A 16,999-nucleotide genomic window follows, 5' to 3' on the forward strand; every position below is an offset into this window, starting at 1 on the left:
TGTGCCCTTCAAAAATTAGTATGTGCACACCCTGTGGATAAAAGCAGGGGCCGGTTTTAAGCCTATTTTATAATATTTTGTTTGTCAGCCCTTTGCCTCAATACTACTGTTTTGTTAATTATAAACCAGCTAAGTAACTTCGCAACCTCAAAAAACACATGATTATGGAATTCGGCTATTTTCATTATCCACTGCCGGCAAACGAACCTGTTTTATCGTATGCCCCGGGGTCGCCTGAAAAAAAGCGGCTAAAAGAAGTGCTCGCGCTTTTGAAACAGGAGCCTGTAGACGTGCCAATGTATATTGGCGGACTGGAAGTGCGCACTAATAAGAAAGAAACCATGAATCCCCCGCATGAAATAAAACATGTACTGGGGCATTATCATATTGGTGAAGAAAAACATGTAAAGCAGGCTATTGAAGCTGCCCTTGCTGCCCGTGAAAGCTGGGCTGCCATGAGCTGGGAAAACCGCGCACATATTTTTCTGAAAGCTGCTGACCTCATTGCAACCAAGTACCGGCCATATATGAACGGTACTACCATGCTGGGTCAAAGCAAGAACGCCTACCAGGCCGAGATCGACAGCGCCTGTGAACTCATCGACTTCTTACGTTTCAATGTACATTTCCTGAGTGAGATCTATCGTCAGCAACCTATCAGTGCAGCTGGCATCCACAACCGGATGGAGTATCGCCCGCTCGAAGGGTTTGTGCTCGCGGTTACGCCTTTCAACTTTACTGCCATCGGCGGCAACCTGCCTACTTCAGCAGCCATGTGTGGTAACGTAGTGGTATGGAAACCCGCTCATACCCAGGTGTACTCCGCGCAGATGTTCATGCGTATTTTAAAAGAAGCTGGTTTGCCCGATGGTGTTATCAACCTTATTTACGTTGATGGGCCAGTGTTAGGTAAAGTTTGTTTCAGCCATCCTGATTTTGCCGGTGTGCATTTTACCGGTTCAACCGGGGTGTTCAACAATATGTGGGAAACCATTGGTAAGAATATGTCTTCTTACAAATCATATCCCCGCATCGTTGGTGAAACCGGTGGAAAAGATTTTGTACTGGCGCACAAGAGTGCTGATGTAGATATCCTGGTGACTGCTTTATTGCGCGGCGCCTTCGAATACCAGGGGCAGAAATGTTCTGCGGCTTCACGGGCATACATTCCCAGCAACCTGGCCGAAGATGTAAAAAAGAAACTGACTGCCGGTATTGAAAGCTTTACCATGGGCACCGTAGAAAACTTCAGCAATTTTATCAATGCCGTGATCGATGAAAAGAGCTTTAATAAAATTGAGAACTATATCGAGAACGCCAAGAACGATCCCAAAGCAGTGATCTGGGCAGGTGGTAAATGCGATAAAACACAAGGTTATTTTGTTCAGCCCACTGTTATTGAAGCCAAAGACCCACAGTATGTAACTATGTGCGAAGAGATCTTTGGACCCGTGCTGACCGTATATGTATACAATGCCGATAAGTTCGAAGATACCCTGGAGCTGGTGAACAAAACATCACCGTATGCATTAACAGGTTCTATCATTGCCCAGGACAGGGCAGCGGTTGAACAGGCTACCGTGAAGTTGCGTCATGCAGCGGGTAATTTCTACATCAACGACAAACCAACCGGTGCAGTAGTTGGTCAGCAGCCTTTTGGCGGAGCCCGTGCCAGTGGTACCAACGATAAAGCCGGTTCTATTTTGAACCTGTATCGTTGGCTTAGTGCAAGAACCATTAAGGAAACATTCAACGCACCCGTTGATTATCGTTATCCTTTCATGGCAGAAGAATAGTTTTTAAGTTCGTTAGTTATTGAGTTAACTTATAAACTTGGTACCTATAAAAGAAGAGGCTGCTTTCTAATTGAAAAGCAGCCTCTTTTATTTGTGTGGGGACGTTTATTATTTTTTAGCAGCACCACCGCCCAGGTGGATCTGGAAGCCTACATTCAAACCGAAATGGTTTTGTCTGTCGTCAGCCACTTCAAAAGCATCACCGCCATAAGACTTATAATACAAAGCAAATTCAAGAGCGGTATTGGGTGTAAGGAAAACAGCAGGGCCAGCTTTGATCTGATAATAATTACCACTTACTGATTCACCACCTTTTTCTTTTGAGCTACCAAAGCCATAAGATGCATCGGCAAAAATATTCAACATTTGGCCTGAAGGCATGAAATAATAGCGTACAAAAGGAGCTAATCCAAAGCTGGTGCTTGATCCTGTGTTTGTACTTGTACCCGATTTGGTTTTGGTTTTAGTATAGCCAAACTCAGGGCGCAACCCAGCGGCTAACTGGTTAATAAAGAAGTAGCCTGCATCGGGAGCGATGGTAATGTCAGTTTGTTTGTTATCGCCTTGTGAAGAGTGATCAAAACCAACACTACCGCCAACCAGCCATTGGCCTTTGTTAACCTGAGCGAAAATTGCATTAGAACATACAAGCAGGGAAGCAGCAATCAAAACTTTTTTCATTGTCTTAGTTTTAGTTTTTACCAAGTGTTATTGATTTTTAACGGCCCAAAGTAATGGCTTAATATTATTTGTTTGATGTATCTATATTTTTATTGATCAAAAACAAGTAATGTATTATGGTAAATCGTTTTACTTGTGTTTGTCATACATAACATGTCCTTCACTGTTATATGTAAAGAACCCGGATGCTTACATGAAAAAGATATATCAAGACAAGCTTGGCGATGTACTAAATACATGCCGCATTATTATATCGAATAGGATTATCGACACTTCATACAACGAGATCAACGGTTCATACCTGTGGTAATTTTTCCCATAAGCTCCCACGTTAATTTTGTTCTGTAAGAAGATTGCATAGCATCTATGCACCCATTTTTCTTTAACCAATCACCCCTTTTAGTCATGAAAAAAGTATTTCTTGTTATGTCCCTGGTTGCAGCCTTATCTATTGCCAAAGCGCAGGATGGTGGTTCAAACGCCATTAAGATCAACCCGCTGTCGTTGTTTCTTGCAACAGGTAACGTGGCTTATGAAAAAGCCACTGCAGCAAACCAGTCTTTTCAATTAGGTGTATTTTATTCAGGAGTTAAGCTATCAAGTTTGAAGTATACCGGTTTTGGTATTACGCCTGAATACCGATTTTACCTGGCCGGCCATAAGGAAGTAATGGATGGCGTATACCTGGCTCCTTTTCTTCGTTATCAGAATTTCAAGATCAAAGACACCGACACAAAGGAAAAAGTTACCTTCAGTTCTTTTGGCGGTGGTGCACTGCTGGGTTGGGAAAAAAGCTGGAGTAGCGGTTTTGTTCTCGATCTGTTCATTGGGCCCGCGTACAACTCTGGTACAGTTAAAGCGGAAAGCGGCTCCAACGAGGAGCATTTCGATATTTCGGGTGGGATCGATGGATTTGGGCTGCGCACCGGTCTTTCTTTAGGTTTCAGATTTTAGTTTATTTACATAGTAATTTAACTGGTCAGTCTGTTCTTAACTGAATAGACTGATTTTTTTTGTCCCCTTTAGCCTTAATTTTCTAATTTGCCGCTTTGCGTTTATTTTTATCAAAATATTTTCCTTGAAGACGATTTTAAATGAGCAGCAACTGGCAATAATTATCCGGCGGCTTAGTCACCAGGTATTGGAGAATAATATCAATCTCGATAATACGGTTTTTATTGGCATTCAGCCAAGGGGGATTTTTGTGAGCGATCAAATGATCCAGGTGATCAGGCAACTGGTTTCGCCTGAAAAAGTGCAGTATGGCAAGCTGGATATCACTTTTTACCGCGATGACGTTCGCAACCAGATCCACGTGCCCAATCAAACCGATATTCCCTTTAGCATAGAAGGGAAGAATGTGGTGCTGATCGACGACGTATTATATACCGGCCGTACCATCAGGGCAGCGCTGGATGCATTACTGGATTTTGGCCGTCCGGCCAAAGTAGAGCTGTGTGTACTCATCGATCGCCGTTTTAGCCGGGAATTACCCATTCAACCCGATTATACCGGCCGTTCTATCGATTCCATCATTTCCCAGAAGGTGAAAGTTTTCTGGAAAGAACGCGATGGAAAAGAGGAGGTTGTATTATTATAATGGACTGATTTTGACGCGTAAAGCAAGTAATTCATTTTTCCCTTAATTTTGCGGCTTGAAATGCAACTTTCAGTTAAACATCTGCTCGGTATACGGGATCTCACCCGTCAGGACATTCAGATTATTTTAGATACTGCCACCCAATTCAAGGAGGTTTTACAACGGCCTATCAAGAAAGTTCCTTCTTTGCGGGATGTGACTATCGTAAACTTGTTTTTCGAGAATTCCACCCGTACCAGGATCTCTTTTGAACTGGCTGAAAAACGCCTGAGTGCAGACTCCATTAATTTTACGGCCAGCGCTTCTTCCGTTTCAAAAGGGGAGACCCTGCTGGACACCGTGAATAATATTTTGTCAATGAAAGTAGACATGGTGGTAATGCGGCATAGTGCCAGCGGCGCCCCACACTTTCTGGCGAAACATATTCCGGCGGCTATCGTAAACGCGGGGGATGGCATAAACGAACATCCCACCCAGGGATTGCTCGATGCTTTTTCCATGCGCGAAAAACTGGGTCGCCTCGAAGGATTGAAAGTCGCCATCATTGGTGACATCATGCACTCGCGGGTAGCTATGAGTAATATTTACCTGCTGAAGAAAATGGGCGCTGAAGTTATGGTAGCTGGTCCGCCAACACTTATTCCAAAATACATTCAGGAAGCATTTGACATCCGGGTTGAATACAACCTGAAAAAAGCCCTGCAATGGTGCGATGTTGCAAACGTGTTGCGTATTCAACTGGAACGCCAGAACCAGGTGCTGTTCTCTTCGCTGCGCGAATACAGTTTGGCGTATGGGATCAACAAACGCTTACTCGATAGTCTTGATAAAAAGATCGTGATCATGCACCCCGGTCCCATCAACAGGGGTGTTGAATTGGATAGTGATGCTGCCGATAGCGCGCAAAGTATCATCCTGAACCAGGTGGAAAATGGGGTAGCGGTGCGGATGGCTGCATTGTACCTGTTATCAGGTGGCCGGGAAATGACAAATTAGTTCCAGGTTTCAGTTTCCAGGAAAAAGATTCCATGAAAATGTAATCGGCAACCTGTACCTTAGGTTTTATTCTGGTACCTTAATATATAATTATGCAACGCATAGCCCTGTTTCCCGGAACCTTTGATCCTATAACAATAGGTCATCTGGATATTATCCATCGTGCACTTCCCCTGTTCGATAAACTGGTGATAGGAATTGGCCGCAATGCCAATAAATCGGCCATGTTCTCTGAAGAACAACGGTTGACGTGGATCAAGGAAATATTCAGGGATAACCCGAAAGTTACAGTGGCTGTGTACGAAGGATTGACCGTAGAATGTTGCCGTAAGGTAGGCGCCAATTTTATAGTACGCGGAATCCGGTACGTAAACGACTTTGAATACGAAAAGGCAATTGCCGACATGAACCGGAGCCTGGATAAGGATATTGAAACTGTATTCTTAACCTGTTTGCCTCAATACACTTCGGTTGCCTCCACCCTGGTACGGGATGTGATCCGCAACGGCGGTGACGCCCGCCAGTTCTTACCCCAGGCCGTAGCTAAAGATATCTAAAAGGCAAAGGGCAGAAGGCAGAGGGCAAAGATTTTGCCGATCGCCGGCTGCCGATTTACGATATATGATTTGGTTCAAAAAAGATCTCCAACTGGAAGAATTCATTCACCTGGGAAATAATACCATGGGTGAACACATCGGCATTGTATTTACCGAACTGGGAACTGATTTTATAAAGGCGAGTATGCCGGTAGATGCCCGCACCAAACAACCATACGGTTTGTTGCATGGCGGGGCCTCTTGTGTATTGGCCGAAACACTCGGCAGCGTTGCTTCGGCAATGGTCATTGATCCGGAAAAATTTATATGTGTTGGCCTGGAGATCAATGCCAACCATGTTCGGGGTGTACGCGAAGGCCGGGTAACCGGAATAGCTACCCCCTTACACCTCGGCGCCACCACCCATGTTTGGGATATCAAGATCCACGACGAACGGGAAAAACTGATTTGCGTTAGCAGACTTACTGTCGCTATTCTTAAAAAATAATCTCTTCATTGCAATCACCGCGAACAAAGAATTCAAAACTCAGAACAAGAATTCCGAACTCAGATCTCTGGATCCGGAACTTTGAACTTGAAACTGAACTTAAAACTTTGAACTAATACCCCGCCGCTTTCATCACATCGTGTATAGCTCCAAAAGTGTTGGACGTATATTTTCCAAAATCAGCCGGTTTTGCCCATTCAATTTTTGTGATCTGCTCAACAGTTTGTGGTACTAATGACTGGTTACCGGGAGCGGATAATAAATACCACCAGGTTTCCTTTAATATATGGTGACCACTTTCATCGTAGGTATGCCAGGTAGTAACCAGGTGTTTTTTCAATTCCACTTCCTGCAAACCCGTTTCTTCCTGAATTTCCCGCACGGCACATTCTTCTAAAGTTTCTCCATCATCCAGTTTGCCTTTGGGCAGGTCCCATTTTCCACGGCGGAAAATGAACAAGCCTTCACCCGCTTCATTCAGTACCAGGCCGCCGGCCGCTTTTACCAAAATGAATTTTTTCCAGAATGCTTTTTTCAGCTCTTCTATATTATTATGTATATAGATCCCGGCATGCACTTTTTCCAATCGCATTTCGTGGATCATGGAATTGATGCCGCCATGCGAAAATTCATCAATCAAAACCGCATCGTCGTGATGGGCATAGGGCTCAATTTCCGGAGTAATCGAATCTGTAAGGAACAGGGGTTTGTCGTTAAAGTATATCTTTGTGTGCATAACTAATTTTCAGTTTTCAGGAAGCAAAGACCAATTTCGCCGCAAATAACTTATATAAAATATGTCTTCGAACGAAAAGGCTGTCGCCGAAAAGTTATTACAAAGTAATGCTATAAAATTAAATCCTGCGCAACCCTTTACCTGGGCTTCGGGGTGGAAGAGTCCAATTTATTGCGATAACCGTCGGGTGTTGTCGTTTCCATTTATTCGTGATTTCGTAAAATCTGAAATGTGCAATGTGATATTTCAGCAATTTCCCGATGCCGAATTATTGGCCGGGGTAGCTACCGCCGGAATTCCCTGGGGCGCCATGGCGGCAGACCAGTTGAAGTTACCTTATATATATGTACGCCCGAAACCAAAAGAACATGGGTTGGGCAATCAGATCGAAGGTTATTTTGAACCCGGACAAAAAGTGGTGGTGATCGAAGATCTGATCTCAACCGGAAAAAGCAGTTTGCAGGTGGTGGATGTAATAAAAGCTGCCGGCATGGAAGTGATGGGAATGGTGTCGATTTTTACTTACGGATTTCCGTTGGCCACCGAGAATTTTGAAAAGGCCGGGGTACCCTATGTGTCGCTGACCAACTATAGTACCCTCATAGAACTGGCGGTTGAAAAAGGAATTGTGTCGCCCGATCAGCAGGAAATTTTAATGGCCTGGCGAAAAGATCCCTCGACCTGGACGGGAAAATAAATTCCGAAATCGATATAAAAAAAGGCCTCCCGATTTTTTCGGGAGGCCTTTTTTATTTTTTGGGTGAATCAGTTATTGCATACCGCCGCCACCGTCTTCAGTTTTTTTACAGCACTTGGGCAGTTTTTTGTAAGCTTCTTCATCAGCTTTTACATCGTCGGCATCGTACCCGGCGTTGGCAATTGCCGCCTTTACATTTTCAATATTTGTACGTTCTGCAACGAAGGTAACTTTGGTAACATGTTTCTTGAAATCCACGTTTGCTTTTTGAACGCCGTCTTCGCGTTTCAAATAATCCTCGATGCGTTTTTTGCAACTTTCGCATTGAACGGTTGGCGTTTGAATGGTCACGGTTTGTATTCCTTTCTTAGCCTGAGCGGATGCGAAAGTGGTAATTCCCAGAACGGCAATCACCAGAAAAAGTAATTTCTTCATACCTCTGTTTTTTTCAAATTTAAATCTTTCGGGGCTTCCTGGTCGTTAATTTTTTACCGGTGGCCGAACCAAAAATCGGGCGCCGAAAAGGTCGAAAAATACGATCTCCGACACGAGAAATTTACTTCGGTTGACTCCGCGTTTGATGGGAAAAAATCGAAAGGGAAGCCGAAATTTCGCAATAGAGCAAAATAGCCACGGCGGACAAACTGACAGAAAATGAAGAGAATTTTGAAATGGCGGTTGGGGTACCTGTTGGCCCGTTGCCAAAATATGGACGGTAAAATTGACGAGAGTTGCAGGTTACCGGTTACCAGTTTCCGGGAACCAATCATGGATTTTCGACAATTGGGTGTAGCCCCAAAATTGCGCGAGCCAAATTTCACGGTTCTCATTTCACTTTTCATGACCTGGATCTGGCGATTCAAATTGTACATTTTTTGATCCGGCAACTCAAAATTGACCACTCACTCTTGACCACCCATCATTGCACTTTTCCAAAATTCTGTCAACCCATACGGTGGGAATGGGATTGATTTTTTGAAGTCACCCCAACAGTTTTTGAAATCTGGCCGGGCGTCAATTTCGACCTGGCTGGTTAGAATTTTTGCGAAGGCCTCAAAAAAAGTTTCAGCAATAGCTAAAATTTTTTGAGGCCTTTTTTAGGATTTGACACATCTTCCAAACTCCGGAAATAAGACGTACAAATTTTTAGGATTGACCAAAATTCCAAAAAGTGGAAATTCAATTTTTTCCAATTTTCCGTCTTTTCGTGCTGCCTAAAATTTGATTTTCTGCATGCCTTCGTACCGGATCGGGTAATTTATAAATATGCCGCTTCGGCCAATTTTTGCATTTCCATCCAATTTTATTTTCACGCTGTCGCTGCCGGTTGCCAGGGTCTGGATCAACTGCATGGCTGTACTGGTCATGTCAACTTTTAAAACCACCGGCAATAAAAAGGTGTCTTTTTTCGGAACCTGAACGGTAGAGTCAAGGGAGGTTTTTCCGAAAAAATTATTGTTCACATATACGTCAACCGACCCTCCTTTCATGGTCACCGGAAATTTATTCGGATTATAAAATTCAGCGTCTGCCCCCACCGTCGATTCCTTCAACCCAAACTTCATCACTTTAAAATTTTTAACCCCCAGGTAATTGAACCCGGTCGGCTTGGCACAGGATACTGCCAGGAGGGGTAGGAGTACCCACAAACTCAGTTTTCGCATGTCGATGATTTTTAAGACACAATGTAGCGGATAAATTTTTCCGGCCAAAAAAGGATCGTATTTTTAGAATTTTCTTTGCTAATTAGTTTAGATTTAGACACATCTAAAACGTCAAAAAATCGTAAAAAATGACTACCAGTATTTTTAGTAACTGTTATTTAAATTAAAATGTTAATTATAAGCGGAATTATGCGTTTTAAGTATAATTAAAGTTGCAAATTTTTAGTACTAAAAAGGATTGCTTTTCGCCGAAAAAGACCCAATCTTAAACAGAATTTTGAAAAAGTAGTATTTTATGAAGTTATTAGTTGAAAGTCAATATTTTCCATCGATTACCTTATTCAGAATGTCAATTCAGTTTTCAGATGTTAAATTTGACATATATGAACCCTGGCGAAAAATGAGTTTCAGAAATCGTTGTGTGGTAGTTGGTTCCAACGGTCCCATTAACCTGAGCATTCCGGTGGTGGAAGGACGGGAGCAAAAAAAGCCGATGAAGGAGGTGATGATCGATAATCGCAAACCCTGGCAGTTGCAACATTGGAGAACCATCGTCTCTTGCTATAACCGGTCGCCCTGGTTTAGCTTTTTTGAGCCGGAATTGGACGACCTGTTCCGCCAGCCGGTTGAGTTGCTGAGCGATTGGAATCGGATCTGTTTTGAGTGGGTAACTAAGAAATTAGGCATGGATATTTATACGGATTATTCCGTATATGTTCCGGGTGAAAATGGAGATGGGGAAGTGGTAGACTGGCGGAATAAACTGACCCCGAAAACGCTCCAAAATGAGTTCCCCGAACCCGTGAAGTATCACCAGGTTTTTGAAGATCGCATAGGATTTATTCCTAATCTGTCGATTTTGGACCTGTTGTTTTGTGAAGGGAAAAATGCCCGGCAGATCCTGGTGGCCCGTGCACAAGATGGTGGCTTTTAGGTCGATATTCCCAATTGTGGAAATGGGAATAATCCCGATTTTAAACCACGTTGGCTTTTAATTATTTAAAGGGATTAACTATTGAAAAACACTTTTTCACAATTTGTTTCATTCTTTTAGAATTTTGTTGCAGCAACTTCAGATGTTTCGATGTCTAGCAAATTATCACGTAGTCACACGATTGAGAATATGAAGTGATGTGGCAGGAAGAAAAAGCGGGTAGTTGTACTTCGATCTTAAATTATACAGAGCTGCAGCATGGACAATCAGGTGATTTTTTACAGTGATGGAATGAGTGGACCAACTATATAACCTTCCCGAAACTGATCGATGGGAAGTTCGAATAAAATCTTAGAGGCCTCAATTGCCTCGACCTTTTTTGGTAATGTCTGCGTAACCAATACCAACTGCGAACAACAAATCCCGCCAAAGGCGGGATTTTGTTTTTAGGTGTTGGCTGCCCAAAAACATCATCCCAGGGCGTTATAATCGCTTTTAAGCCACAAATTTCTTTCTGCCATATAGTCACGGAGTTTCGGCCCTCAACCGCTTGATTTCGAAATTAAGCCGTTTGGTTACATGCTAATTAATTGCCATGTCTCAGCGTTAAGTTTTCTATAGTATGGATAAGTATTCGCCGCTCCGGCTTGGATAGTAGTTTTCCGTTCGTAGCTTTAGCGCGTGATTTTGTTGTCTTTAATCCGGCCCGATTGGAAACTGGAAGGTGATTTTCCAGCCAGTTACCTGCCAACCAACTTTATCCAATGCACATGATCTTTCTCGTATATCCTGCCTTATAAAGGCCGGTTTATTGAATCGGCCTTGCAGGATGTCATCTCCCTGGTTCCTGTTTTTTGCAAAAATCAATCAAAATAATTTGCATTATTTGCAAATCTGCTTCTCTTTTAGTAGTGGATAAAATTTTAATATGATGCTGAGGGGATGAGAGGGGAAGGTGTCTTTGGGGCAAAAAAAATCCCCCGGTGTGTCGGGGGAGGTATCTTAGATCTGAACGATTCGTTTTCTTTTGGCGGTCTGTTTGGGGCATTCCTTTTTCTTCCCGGCCTCCATTTCCTTTTTGTCCTGTTCCAGTTTTCGTAAAGCCTCGCGTTGTTGCAACCGGTCCATAAGAATTTTCTGTTGGGCCAGTTTCAATCTTTCCGCTCTTTCAGTTTGTGCCCGTTGAAAATTACCCAACTGAACCGTATAGGTCTGTTGCATATTTTCAATTTCCTGTTTGGCTTCATCCGCGGCATTTTCGGTTTGCGCATTCAACTTCTTCCAGTCAACCTGCCGAATCGCTTTTTGAATTTCCAGTTGGATCTGGTCGATGTTCACTTTCATACCCTGTGCCTTTAGAGACCCTTCGAGTTTTTTCCAGTCAACCTGCTGCAAAGCCTGCATCGATTTTTCCAGGGATTCTTTGGCTTTGACATCGGCTTCGGTCATCACATATTTTTTAGGCAGGGTAGTGTCCTCTGTTATCTGAAAATAAAAACTGCTTCCGGGCACGTAAGGAAAAACCTGTTGAGCCAGGGGTAGGGGTACCGGTTGAGGAACCGGGGTTCCCTCGGTGAGGGTATAGTCAGCTGCATCCACTGCGCTTACAAAACCTGCCGTCTGTTCGGGGAGGGCATCCAGTTGTTTGTCGAGGGCAGCCAGTTTTGCATCGGTGGTCAATTCAATGATCTGCTCCAGTTTTTCGTATGGGTCTTTTTGCTCGGGGCAGTCTGTTTCTTTTTTGGATTGCTTCGCCGGTTCGTCGGTTGCCACTCTTTCCACTGCTTCCTTAACCAGGTCATCCGCCGCCGGGGTAGCAAAGGTTTGTACGGTCTCAACCACCGGTAATGCTTCCCGAACGGCAACCAGTTTTTTTACGATCAGGTTGCCCGGATTATAAAAACCGATAAAGGCAATGAGTAGGGCAGACACCAGGTAGGCAACCAGTTTTTGGTTGAACGGATTGTTGGCGGGTTCATTTCCCAAAATGCGCTTCACCCGGTTCAGCAAAAAGTATTTATCCTTTCCGGTAGCTGCCAGGGCCAGCTCATTTGTATTGACCCGGTTTTGTTCCAATTTCAATAAAGCGGTGGCATAGCCGTGGGGTTCATAGCAAAACTGCAACACCAGATCATCGCAACAATTTTCCCGCTCTTTTCGAATGATGCTGGTCAGCAACCGGGCAAACGGATTGAAGAACAGGATCACATCCACACAGGAAATAAGCAGGTTCACCAGGTAATCGTTGCGGCGAATATGGTTCAGCTCGTGCAGAATGATGGCTTCGGCCTGTTTCAGAGTGAGGTGATTAACCGCGGCCACCGGTAATAAAATTACTGGTTTGAGTATGCCAAAGGTCACCGGCGTATCAACCAGCGACGACAACCAGATCTGTACTTTCTTTTTTATGCCCAGATGCTGGGCAGCATCCTGTAAAAAAAGCCGCCATTCCACGTGCGCTTTCTGTAAACCGGTGGTAAACAATCGCTGGGTATGACGGTACTGAAAATAAAATCGAACAAAAAGGAACGCGGCGGCCGCCAGGTATGCCAACGACAAAAAAGGCAGGGCCGGTTCAAACCAATGTGAAATTAAACCCGGCAGGGTATTGTTGAAAGCGGGTTCGTTTTCCGTGACATACAACGTGATCACCTGCGGACCGCTGGCAGCTTTGTACAAATTAAAGACCAGGGTAACAAGGAACCAAAGCGAACCGCCGGCTAATGAAAGCAGGGCAATCGCATGTCTTTGACGGGATAGCAATTTTTTTCCGTTCATGGTCAGTCCCACATACACCAGCCACAACAACGCCATTTGCCATAAGCTGTTCAGCAATGCCCATCCCAACGCTTTAAGGAAAGCCGATTGGTACAACAGGTTCATGAATTACTTATTGTTTTTCAGATTGTCTAAAATTTTTTGGATCTCCTCCAGTTCTTCCGCCGACGCTTTGTGATTACCCAGGGCCTGCATCACCAGTTCACCAGGTGAGCCGCCGAACAGGCTGTCGATCATCTTGTTTAAAAGATGCTTTTGGGTTTTTTCTTTACTTACTGCTGCCTGGTAAATATGGGTTTTACTGGAGTCATCCCGTTTAACCAGACCTTTTTCGTGCATGATCTGCATGAGTTTAAGGGTAGTTGTATAGCCAGCTTCTTTAGTTGCCAACAATTCTTCGTGTACTTCGCGTACGCTGGCGTTCCCTTTTTTCCATAAGATCTGCAGAATCTCTAACTCACTCTCGGTGGGTTTTATAGTTTTAGTAGTAGCCATATTGGAATAACATTTGGCTTAAAAATACGATATATTTCGTAAGTTTTTGTTAATGGAAGTTAAATTAAACGAAGGGTTTCGTGGAGCGATTCTAGATAAATGGAGATATGGGGTGGTGAGTGGCTTTAGTTGATAAGTTGACTGGTTGACAGGTTAACACGTTGACAGGTTAACACGTTGAGAGGTTAACACGTTGACGGGTTGATAGGATTGACGATGTTGACGGAGTTGAAAAAGGGAGGATTGGGGTGCTTTTAGAACAGGGCACATATTATATATAGGCACTAATCGGTTGCGTAAAATTGTTCCCTAGGAAAATAGTATAAAATCCTAGGAAATCACCCTATTTTCCTGGGATAATCATATAAAATTCTAGGATAGCACCTTGTTTTCCTAGTATAATCATATAAAATCCTAGGAAATCACCTTGTTTTCCTGGGAAAATCATATAAGATCCTAGGATGCGGACCATTTTTCCGGGGAAATCATCCAAAATCCTGGGATAGATTCCGCCTGGGCTCCACTTAAAACCCAGAACCCAATAACCTAAACCCAAGATCCTGAATCTATAAAACCATTAACGTGTTAACTTGTCAACTTGTCAACCCCATCAACTTTATCAACTTCCTCCCGCCTCATTTCAACAACCGTCTTACTACTTCCATCATGGCTCCATCCCGGTGGACGCCAGCAGTAATTGAACCAGTTGCGAACGGAGCCTGATCGCCAGGCACTTCTAAACATGGTGCCCCATTCCCTGAAAGCAATCCGTACCGGATTGTAGGTGTCGATGTTTTTTGTGAGTCCATAGGTGGGGCGTTCTTTTTCTGGTTGAAAGGTGCCGAACAGCCGGTCCCAGATAATTAAAATACCACCGTGATTTTTATCGAGGTATTGGAGGTCACTGCCATGATGTACGCGGTGGTGTGAGGGGGTATTGAATATAAACTCGATGGGCCGGGGCAACAGGTGTATGGCTTCGGTATGGATCCAGAACTGGTAGATCAAACTGATCTGTTGCATCAGCATAACAACTATTGGATGGAACCCGAGCAACGGCATCCACATCCAGAAAATAAAACCACCGGTAAGGTTACCCGTCCAGGTTTGGCGAAGGGCAGTTGATAAATTATACCGTTGCGAGGAATGATGTACTACATGCGATGCCCAGAACCAACGGATATTATGAGAAGTATAGTGGAACCAGTAATAGGAGAGGTCATCGGCAAAAAAGGCAAGCATCCACATCCACCAGGTGAAGGGAAGGGTGAAAAGCCGGAATTTATATACGAGGACAAAAGCACCGAATACTATTATTTTTGATAAAAAGCCTGATATTACATTGCCGATTCCCATCGCCAGGCTGCTGAATGTATCCCGGACTTCATAAAGATCCTTAGGTTCCTTCCAGGAATACCATGCTTCCAGCAGTAGCAATACCACAAAACCGGGTATGGCAAAGTATAGGATCTCAGGCGCCATATGCAAGCTGTTTATTGAATCGTTTTAACAAAAAAGTAGATTTTTTTCTACATCGCTTTTGACCAACCGGTCTATATTACAATACGTACAATGGTATAATTGATGTATTTAAACAGTAGGCAGATATAAACCGTTAATTGTCATCGCCCTGCCCTAAGTAACCAACGTGAAATATGCCCCAGTCGCTTCGTTACATATTGTGTTCCTGTATCTTCACCATGCTATTCATAGGCGTCTATGGACAAAAGGATAGTACAAAGAAAAAAACGACCGTCAAAACCCTGGCGCATGATGTATATAAAAGTTTTGTAAAGGTAGAAGGTAAAAGGGAGGACTCAACCTTTCTTCAAAAGAGTGAAGCAAGCTTTAAACCTTATGAAGGCAAGGGGATAAGGCATATATATATCGTGAACTTATCATTCAGTGAAAATGTGCTGGACACTTCCAGAAACATCATCAGTACGTTGACCCGGGTGGCCGACGGGTTGCAATCGAATACCAAAGACTGGGTCATCAGGGAAATGCTGTTTGTGAAAAAAGGACAGGCCCTGGACCCATACCGGTTGGCGGATAATGAACGTTTTTTGCGTGACCAGAATTTTATAAAAGATGCACGTATTGTGGTTCGTCCTGTAGAAGAGTATCCAGATTCTGTAGACCTGTATGTTCGTTTGCGCGATGTGTTTAGCTGGGGCGCTGAAATAAACACCTCGGGTATTAATAATGTAAAGACCTCTATTTATGATGCCAATTTTCTGGGCATGGCACAACGCTTACAGTATACCTTATTATATGATAAAAACCGCAACCCGATAACAGGGTCGGAGATCAGGTACCGCAAAACCAGTGTGGTCGGTTCATTTATAAATCTGGAAGCGGCATACACAACCATCAACCAGGGCGGGTTGGCAACCGAAAATGAAACGGCGTATTTCCTGTCACTCGACCGGCCTCTGTATACGCCCAATGCGCGTTTTGCAGGAGGTTTGCAGTTAAGCAAGAACAGAAGCACCAATGTGTTTGAAAAACCGGTTCCGCTGTTTCGCGATTATAAATACCAGTTAGGTGATGTATGGCTGGGTTATAACATAGGGGTGAACAAACAAAAGAGAAAAGGGAGTGACGACCGCAGCCGCCGGTTTGTATCTGTGCGTTATTTCAATCAGCATTTCGATCAGCTGCCCAAACTGGATACCTTCGATCTGCGCTATACCAATAAGAGATATGTGTTGGGACAATTCACCTGGTATAAGATCGACTTCTATAAAACCAATTACATTTACGGCTTTGGACGAACAGAGGATTTGCCCGTGGGTATGACGCGCAAGGTTACCATTGGTCCGGTACAGGTAGACAGCCTGCGACGGATGTATGCAGGATTTGAGTTTGATCACTGGCTGGTAGACAAAAATGAAAACTATTGGGAATATACCCTGGCGTTGGGTACCAATTATTATAAAAAGGAATGGCAGGATAACAGTACGTTGTTGAATATTGGCTGGTACAGCCGGTTAATGGAGTTCCCGAGGGTAAAGATCAGGCAGTATTCTAATTTTAGTTATGCCGGCATATACAATCAACATGTATATGATCCACTGCATATCAACAACGAGTTTGGGTTAGATGAATTTGGTTCCGATAGTATAAGGGCGAGGCAAAGGTTATCGATGGGTACTGAAACAGATTTATATACAAGATGGAACATCCTGGGGTTCAAGATCGGCTTTCTGGCATTTGCCAAGGCAACACTTATGACGCCGCAGCAATTGGGTTACTGGCGGGGCGGTCTGTTTCCTGCGTTGGGTGGGGGAATAAGAACCCGAAACGAAAACCTGATCTTCGGTACCATTGAAGCCCGCCTCACCTGGTTTCCGCATACTTTATTTGGCGTAAATAATTTCACCATAAATATCCGCAGTAACCTCCGTGTAAAATTTACAGGTTCGTTTGTGCAAGCGCCGTGGTTTGCTTTAGTTAAGTAGTGGGAAAATGAAATCCAGCTTAAGGGTTAGTCTGTATGATTTTGCTTTTAAGAAGTGCTGTTATGGTAGCAGCTCATGTAAGTAAGACAATTTATAAGGGTTATCTTGTACGTC

At 43.7% G+C, this 16,999-nt stretch carries 16 protein-coding genes; 9 read left to right on the forward strand and 7 right to left on the reverse strand.

All coding sequences use genetic code 11. The features are described 5' to 3' along the window. The first annotated feature begins 164 nt into the window (after positions 1-164). Positions 165-1,796, forward strand: coding sequence for an L-glutamate gamma-semialdehyde dehydrogenase (gene pruA, locus BMX95_RS10340; protein ID WP_081204376.1), 1,632 nt, complete (start codon positions 165-167; stop codon positions 1,794-1,796). A 108-nt stretch (positions 1,797-1,904) separates the two neighbouring features. Here pruA and BMX95_RS10345 read toward each other — a convergent pair whose 3' ends face one another. Further along, positions 1,905-2,477 (reverse strand): outer membrane beta-barrel protein, encoded by a 573-nt coding sequence (locus BMX95_RS10345; protein ID WP_081204377.1) that lies wholly within the window; start codon positions 2,475-2,477, stop codon positions 1,905-1,907. 405 nt (positions 2,478-2,882) lie between these two features. Here BMX95_RS10345 and BMX95_RS10350 point away from each other — a divergent pair, with 405 nt between their 5' ends. The 5 genes from BMX95_RS10350 (at position 2,883) to BMX95_RS10370 (ending at position 6,117) form a co-directional block, all read left to right on the forward strand. Continuing rightward, positions 2,883-3,431 (forward strand): DUF3575 domain-containing protein, encoded by a 549-nt coding sequence (locus tag BMX95_RS10350; RefSeq protein ID WP_081204378.1) that lies wholly within the window; start codon positions 2,883-2,885, stop codon positions 3,429-3,431. 124 nt (positions 3,432-3,555) lie between these two features. Further along, positions 3,556-4,077, forward strand: coding sequence for a bifunctional pyr operon transcriptional regulator/uracil phosphoribosyltransferase PyrR (gene pyrR / locus BMX95_RS10355; protein WP_081204379.1), 522 nt, complete (start codon positions 3,556-3,558; stop codon positions 4,075-4,077). 60 nt (positions 4,078-4,137) lie between these two features. Beyond that, complete coding sequence (locus tag BMX95_RS10360; protein ID WP_081204600.1) at positions 4,138-5,073, forward strand: aspartate carbamoyltransferase catalytic subunit; 936 nt, start codon at positions 4,138-4,140, stop codon at positions 5,071-5,073. Between the two features lie 92 nt (positions 5,074-5,165). Continuing rightward, positions 5,166-5,630 (forward strand): pantetheine-phosphate adenylyltransferase, encoded by a 465-nt coding sequence (gene coaD / locus BMX95_RS10365; RefSeq protein WP_081204380.1) that lies wholly within the window; start codon positions 5,166-5,168, stop codon positions 5,628-5,630. 64 nt (positions 5,631-5,694) lie between these two features. Beyond that, the gene (locus BMX95_RS10370; RefSeq protein WP_081204381.1) at positions 5,695-6,117 is read left to right on the forward strand and encodes a hotdog fold thioesterase; all 423 of its coding nucleotides are present in this window, start codon (positions 5,695-5,697) and stop codon (positions 6,115-6,117) included. Positions 6,118-6,229: 112 nt separating this feature from the next. Here BMX95_RS10370 and BMX95_RS10375 read toward each other — a convergent pair whose 3' ends face one another. Continuing rightward, a complete protein-coding gene (locus tag BMX95_RS10375) occupies positions 6,230-6,853 on the reverse strand; it encodes an NUDIX hydrolase (protein ID WP_081204382.1) in 624 nt (207 codons plus the stop codon). Between the two features lie 61 nt (positions 6,854-6,914). On the opposite strand from BMX95_RS10375, the gene pyrE reads away from it, so the two are divergent. Further along, positions 6,915-7,550 (forward strand): orotate phosphoribosyltransferase, encoded by a 636-nt coding sequence (gene pyrE / locus BMX95_RS10380; protein WP_081204383.1) that lies wholly within the window; start codon positions 6,915-6,917, stop codon positions 7,548-7,550. A gap of 72 nt (positions 7,551-7,622) precedes the next feature. Here the strand turns inward: pyrE and BMX95_RS10385 are convergent, their stop codons facing one another. Together BMX95_RS10385 and BMX95_RS10390 are read right to left on the reverse strand one after the other, a co-directional pair. Further along, a complete protein-coding gene (locus BMX95_RS10385; RefSeq protein ID WP_081204384.1) occupies positions 7,623-7,985 on the reverse strand; it encodes a heavy-metal-associated domain-containing protein in 363 nt (120 codons plus the stop codon). 779 nt (positions 7,986-8,764) lie between these two features. After that, the gene (locus BMX95_RS10390; RefSeq protein ID WP_081204386.1) at positions 8,765-9,214 is read right to left on the reverse strand and encodes an LEA/WHy family protein; all 450 of its coding nucleotides are present in this window, start codon (positions 9,212-9,214) and stop codon (positions 8,765-8,767) included. A 295-nt stretch (positions 9,215-9,509) separates the two neighbouring features. Between BMX95_RS10390 and BMX95_RS10395 the strand changes: the two genes are divergently transcribed. Continuing rightward, positions 9,510-10,148 carry a WbqC family protein gene (locus tag BMX95_RS10395; RefSeq protein WP_081204387.1) on the forward strand — a complete coding sequence of 213 codons (639 nt, stop codon included), beginning with the start codon at positions 9,510-9,512 and terminating at the stop codon, positions 10,146-10,148. A 1,002-nt stretch (positions 10,149-11,150) separates the two neighbouring features. On the opposite strand, the gene BMX95_RS10400 is transcribed toward BMX95_RS10395, so the two are convergent. The 3 genes from BMX95_RS10400 to BMX95_RS10415 form a co-directional block, all read right to left on the reverse strand. Then, complete coding sequence (locus tag BMX95_RS10400) at positions 11,151-13,031, reverse strand: M56 family metallopeptidase (RefSeq protein ID WP_081204388.1); 1,881 nt, start codon at positions 13,029-13,031, stop codon at positions 11,151-11,153. A gap of 3 nt (positions 13,032-13,034) precedes the next feature. Beyond that, complete coding sequence (locus BMX95_RS10405) at positions 13,035-13,421, reverse strand: BlaI/MecI/CopY family transcriptional regulator (RefSeq protein ID WP_081204389.1); 387 nt, start codon at positions 13,419-13,421, stop codon at positions 13,035-13,037. Positions 13,422-14,006: 585 nt separating this feature from the next. Next, complete coding sequence (locus tag BMX95_RS10415; RefSeq protein ID WP_081204391.1) at positions 14,007-14,903, reverse strand: sterol desaturase family protein; 897 nt, start codon at positions 14,901-14,903, stop codon at positions 14,007-14,009. Positions 14,904-15,076: 173 nt separating this feature from the next. Here BMX95_RS10415 and BMX95_RS10420 point away from each other — a divergent pair, with 173 nt between their 5' ends. Beyond that, entirely contained in the window at positions 15,077-16,885 is a 1,809-nt protein-coding gene (locus BMX95_RS10420; RefSeq protein WP_133054082.1) for a hypothetical protein, read from the forward strand. Positions 16,886-16,999 lie beyond the last annotated feature (114 nt).

This window comes from Niastella yeongjuensis (assembly GCF_900110245.1).
Taxonomy (GTDB): Bacteria; Bacteroidota; Bacteroidia; order Chitinophagales; family Chitinophagaceae; genus Niastella; species Niastella yeongjuensis.

Bases quoted from the DNA above. Each gene is read 5' to 3' on its own strand.
- pruA (WP_081204376.1), top strand. From the start codon at position 165: ATGGAATTCGGCTATTTTCATTATCCACTGCCGGCAAACGAACCTGTT.
- BMX95_RS10345 (WP_081204377.1), bottom strand. From the start codon at position 2,477: ATGAAAAAAGTTTTGATTGCTGCTTCCCTGCTTGTATGTTCTAATGCA.
- BMX95_RS10350 (WP_081204378.1), top strand. From the start codon at position 2,883: ATGAAAAAAGTATTTCTTGTTATGTCCCTGGTTGCAGCCTTATCTATT.
- BMX95_RS10360 (WP_081204600.1), top strand. From the start codon at position 4,138: ATGCAACTTTCAGTTAAACATCTGCTCGGTATACGGGATCTCACCCGT.
- coaD (WP_081204380.1), top strand. From the start codon at position 5,166: ATGCAACGCATAGCCCTGTTTCCCGGAACCTTTGATCCTATAACAATA.
- BMX95_RS10370 (WP_081204381.1), top strand. From the start codon at position 5,695: ATGATTTGGTTCAAAAAAGATCTCCAACTGGAAGAATTCATTCACCTG.
- BMX95_RS10375 (WP_081204382.1), bottom strand. From the start codon at position 6,853: ATGCACACAAAGATATACTTTAACGACAAACCCCTGTTCCTTACAGAT.
- pyrE (WP_081204383.1), top strand. From the start codon at position 6,915: ATGTCTTCGAACGAAAAGGCTGTCGCCGAAAAGTTATTACAAAGTAAT.
- BMX95_RS10385 (WP_081204384.1), bottom strand. From the start codon at position 7,985: ATGAAGAAATTACTTTTTCTGGTGATTGCCGTTCTGGGAATTACCACT.
- BMX95_RS10390 (WP_081204386.1), bottom strand. From the start codon at position 9,214: ATGCGAAAACTGAGTTTGTGGGTACTCCTACCCCTCCTGGCAGTATCC.
- BMX95_RS10395 (WP_081204387.1), top strand. From the start codon at position 9,510: ATGAAGTTATTAGTTGAAAGTCAATATTTTCCATCGATTACCTTATTC.
- BMX95_RS10400 (WP_081204388.1), bottom strand. From the start codon at position 13,031: ATGAACCTGTTGTACCAATCGGCTTTCCTTAAAGCGTTGGGATGGGCA.
- BMX95_RS10405 (WP_081204389.1), bottom strand. From the start codon at position 13,421: ATGGCTACTACTAAAACTATAAAACCCACCGAGAGTGAGTTAGAGATT.
- BMX95_RS10415 (WP_081204391.1), bottom strand. From the start codon at position 14,903: ATGGCGCCTGAGATCCTATACTTTGCCATACCCGGTTTTGTGGTATTG.
- BMX95_RS10420 (WP_133054082.1), top strand. From the start codon at position 15,077: ATGCCCCAGTCGCTTCGTTACATATTGTGTTCCTGTATCTTCACCATG.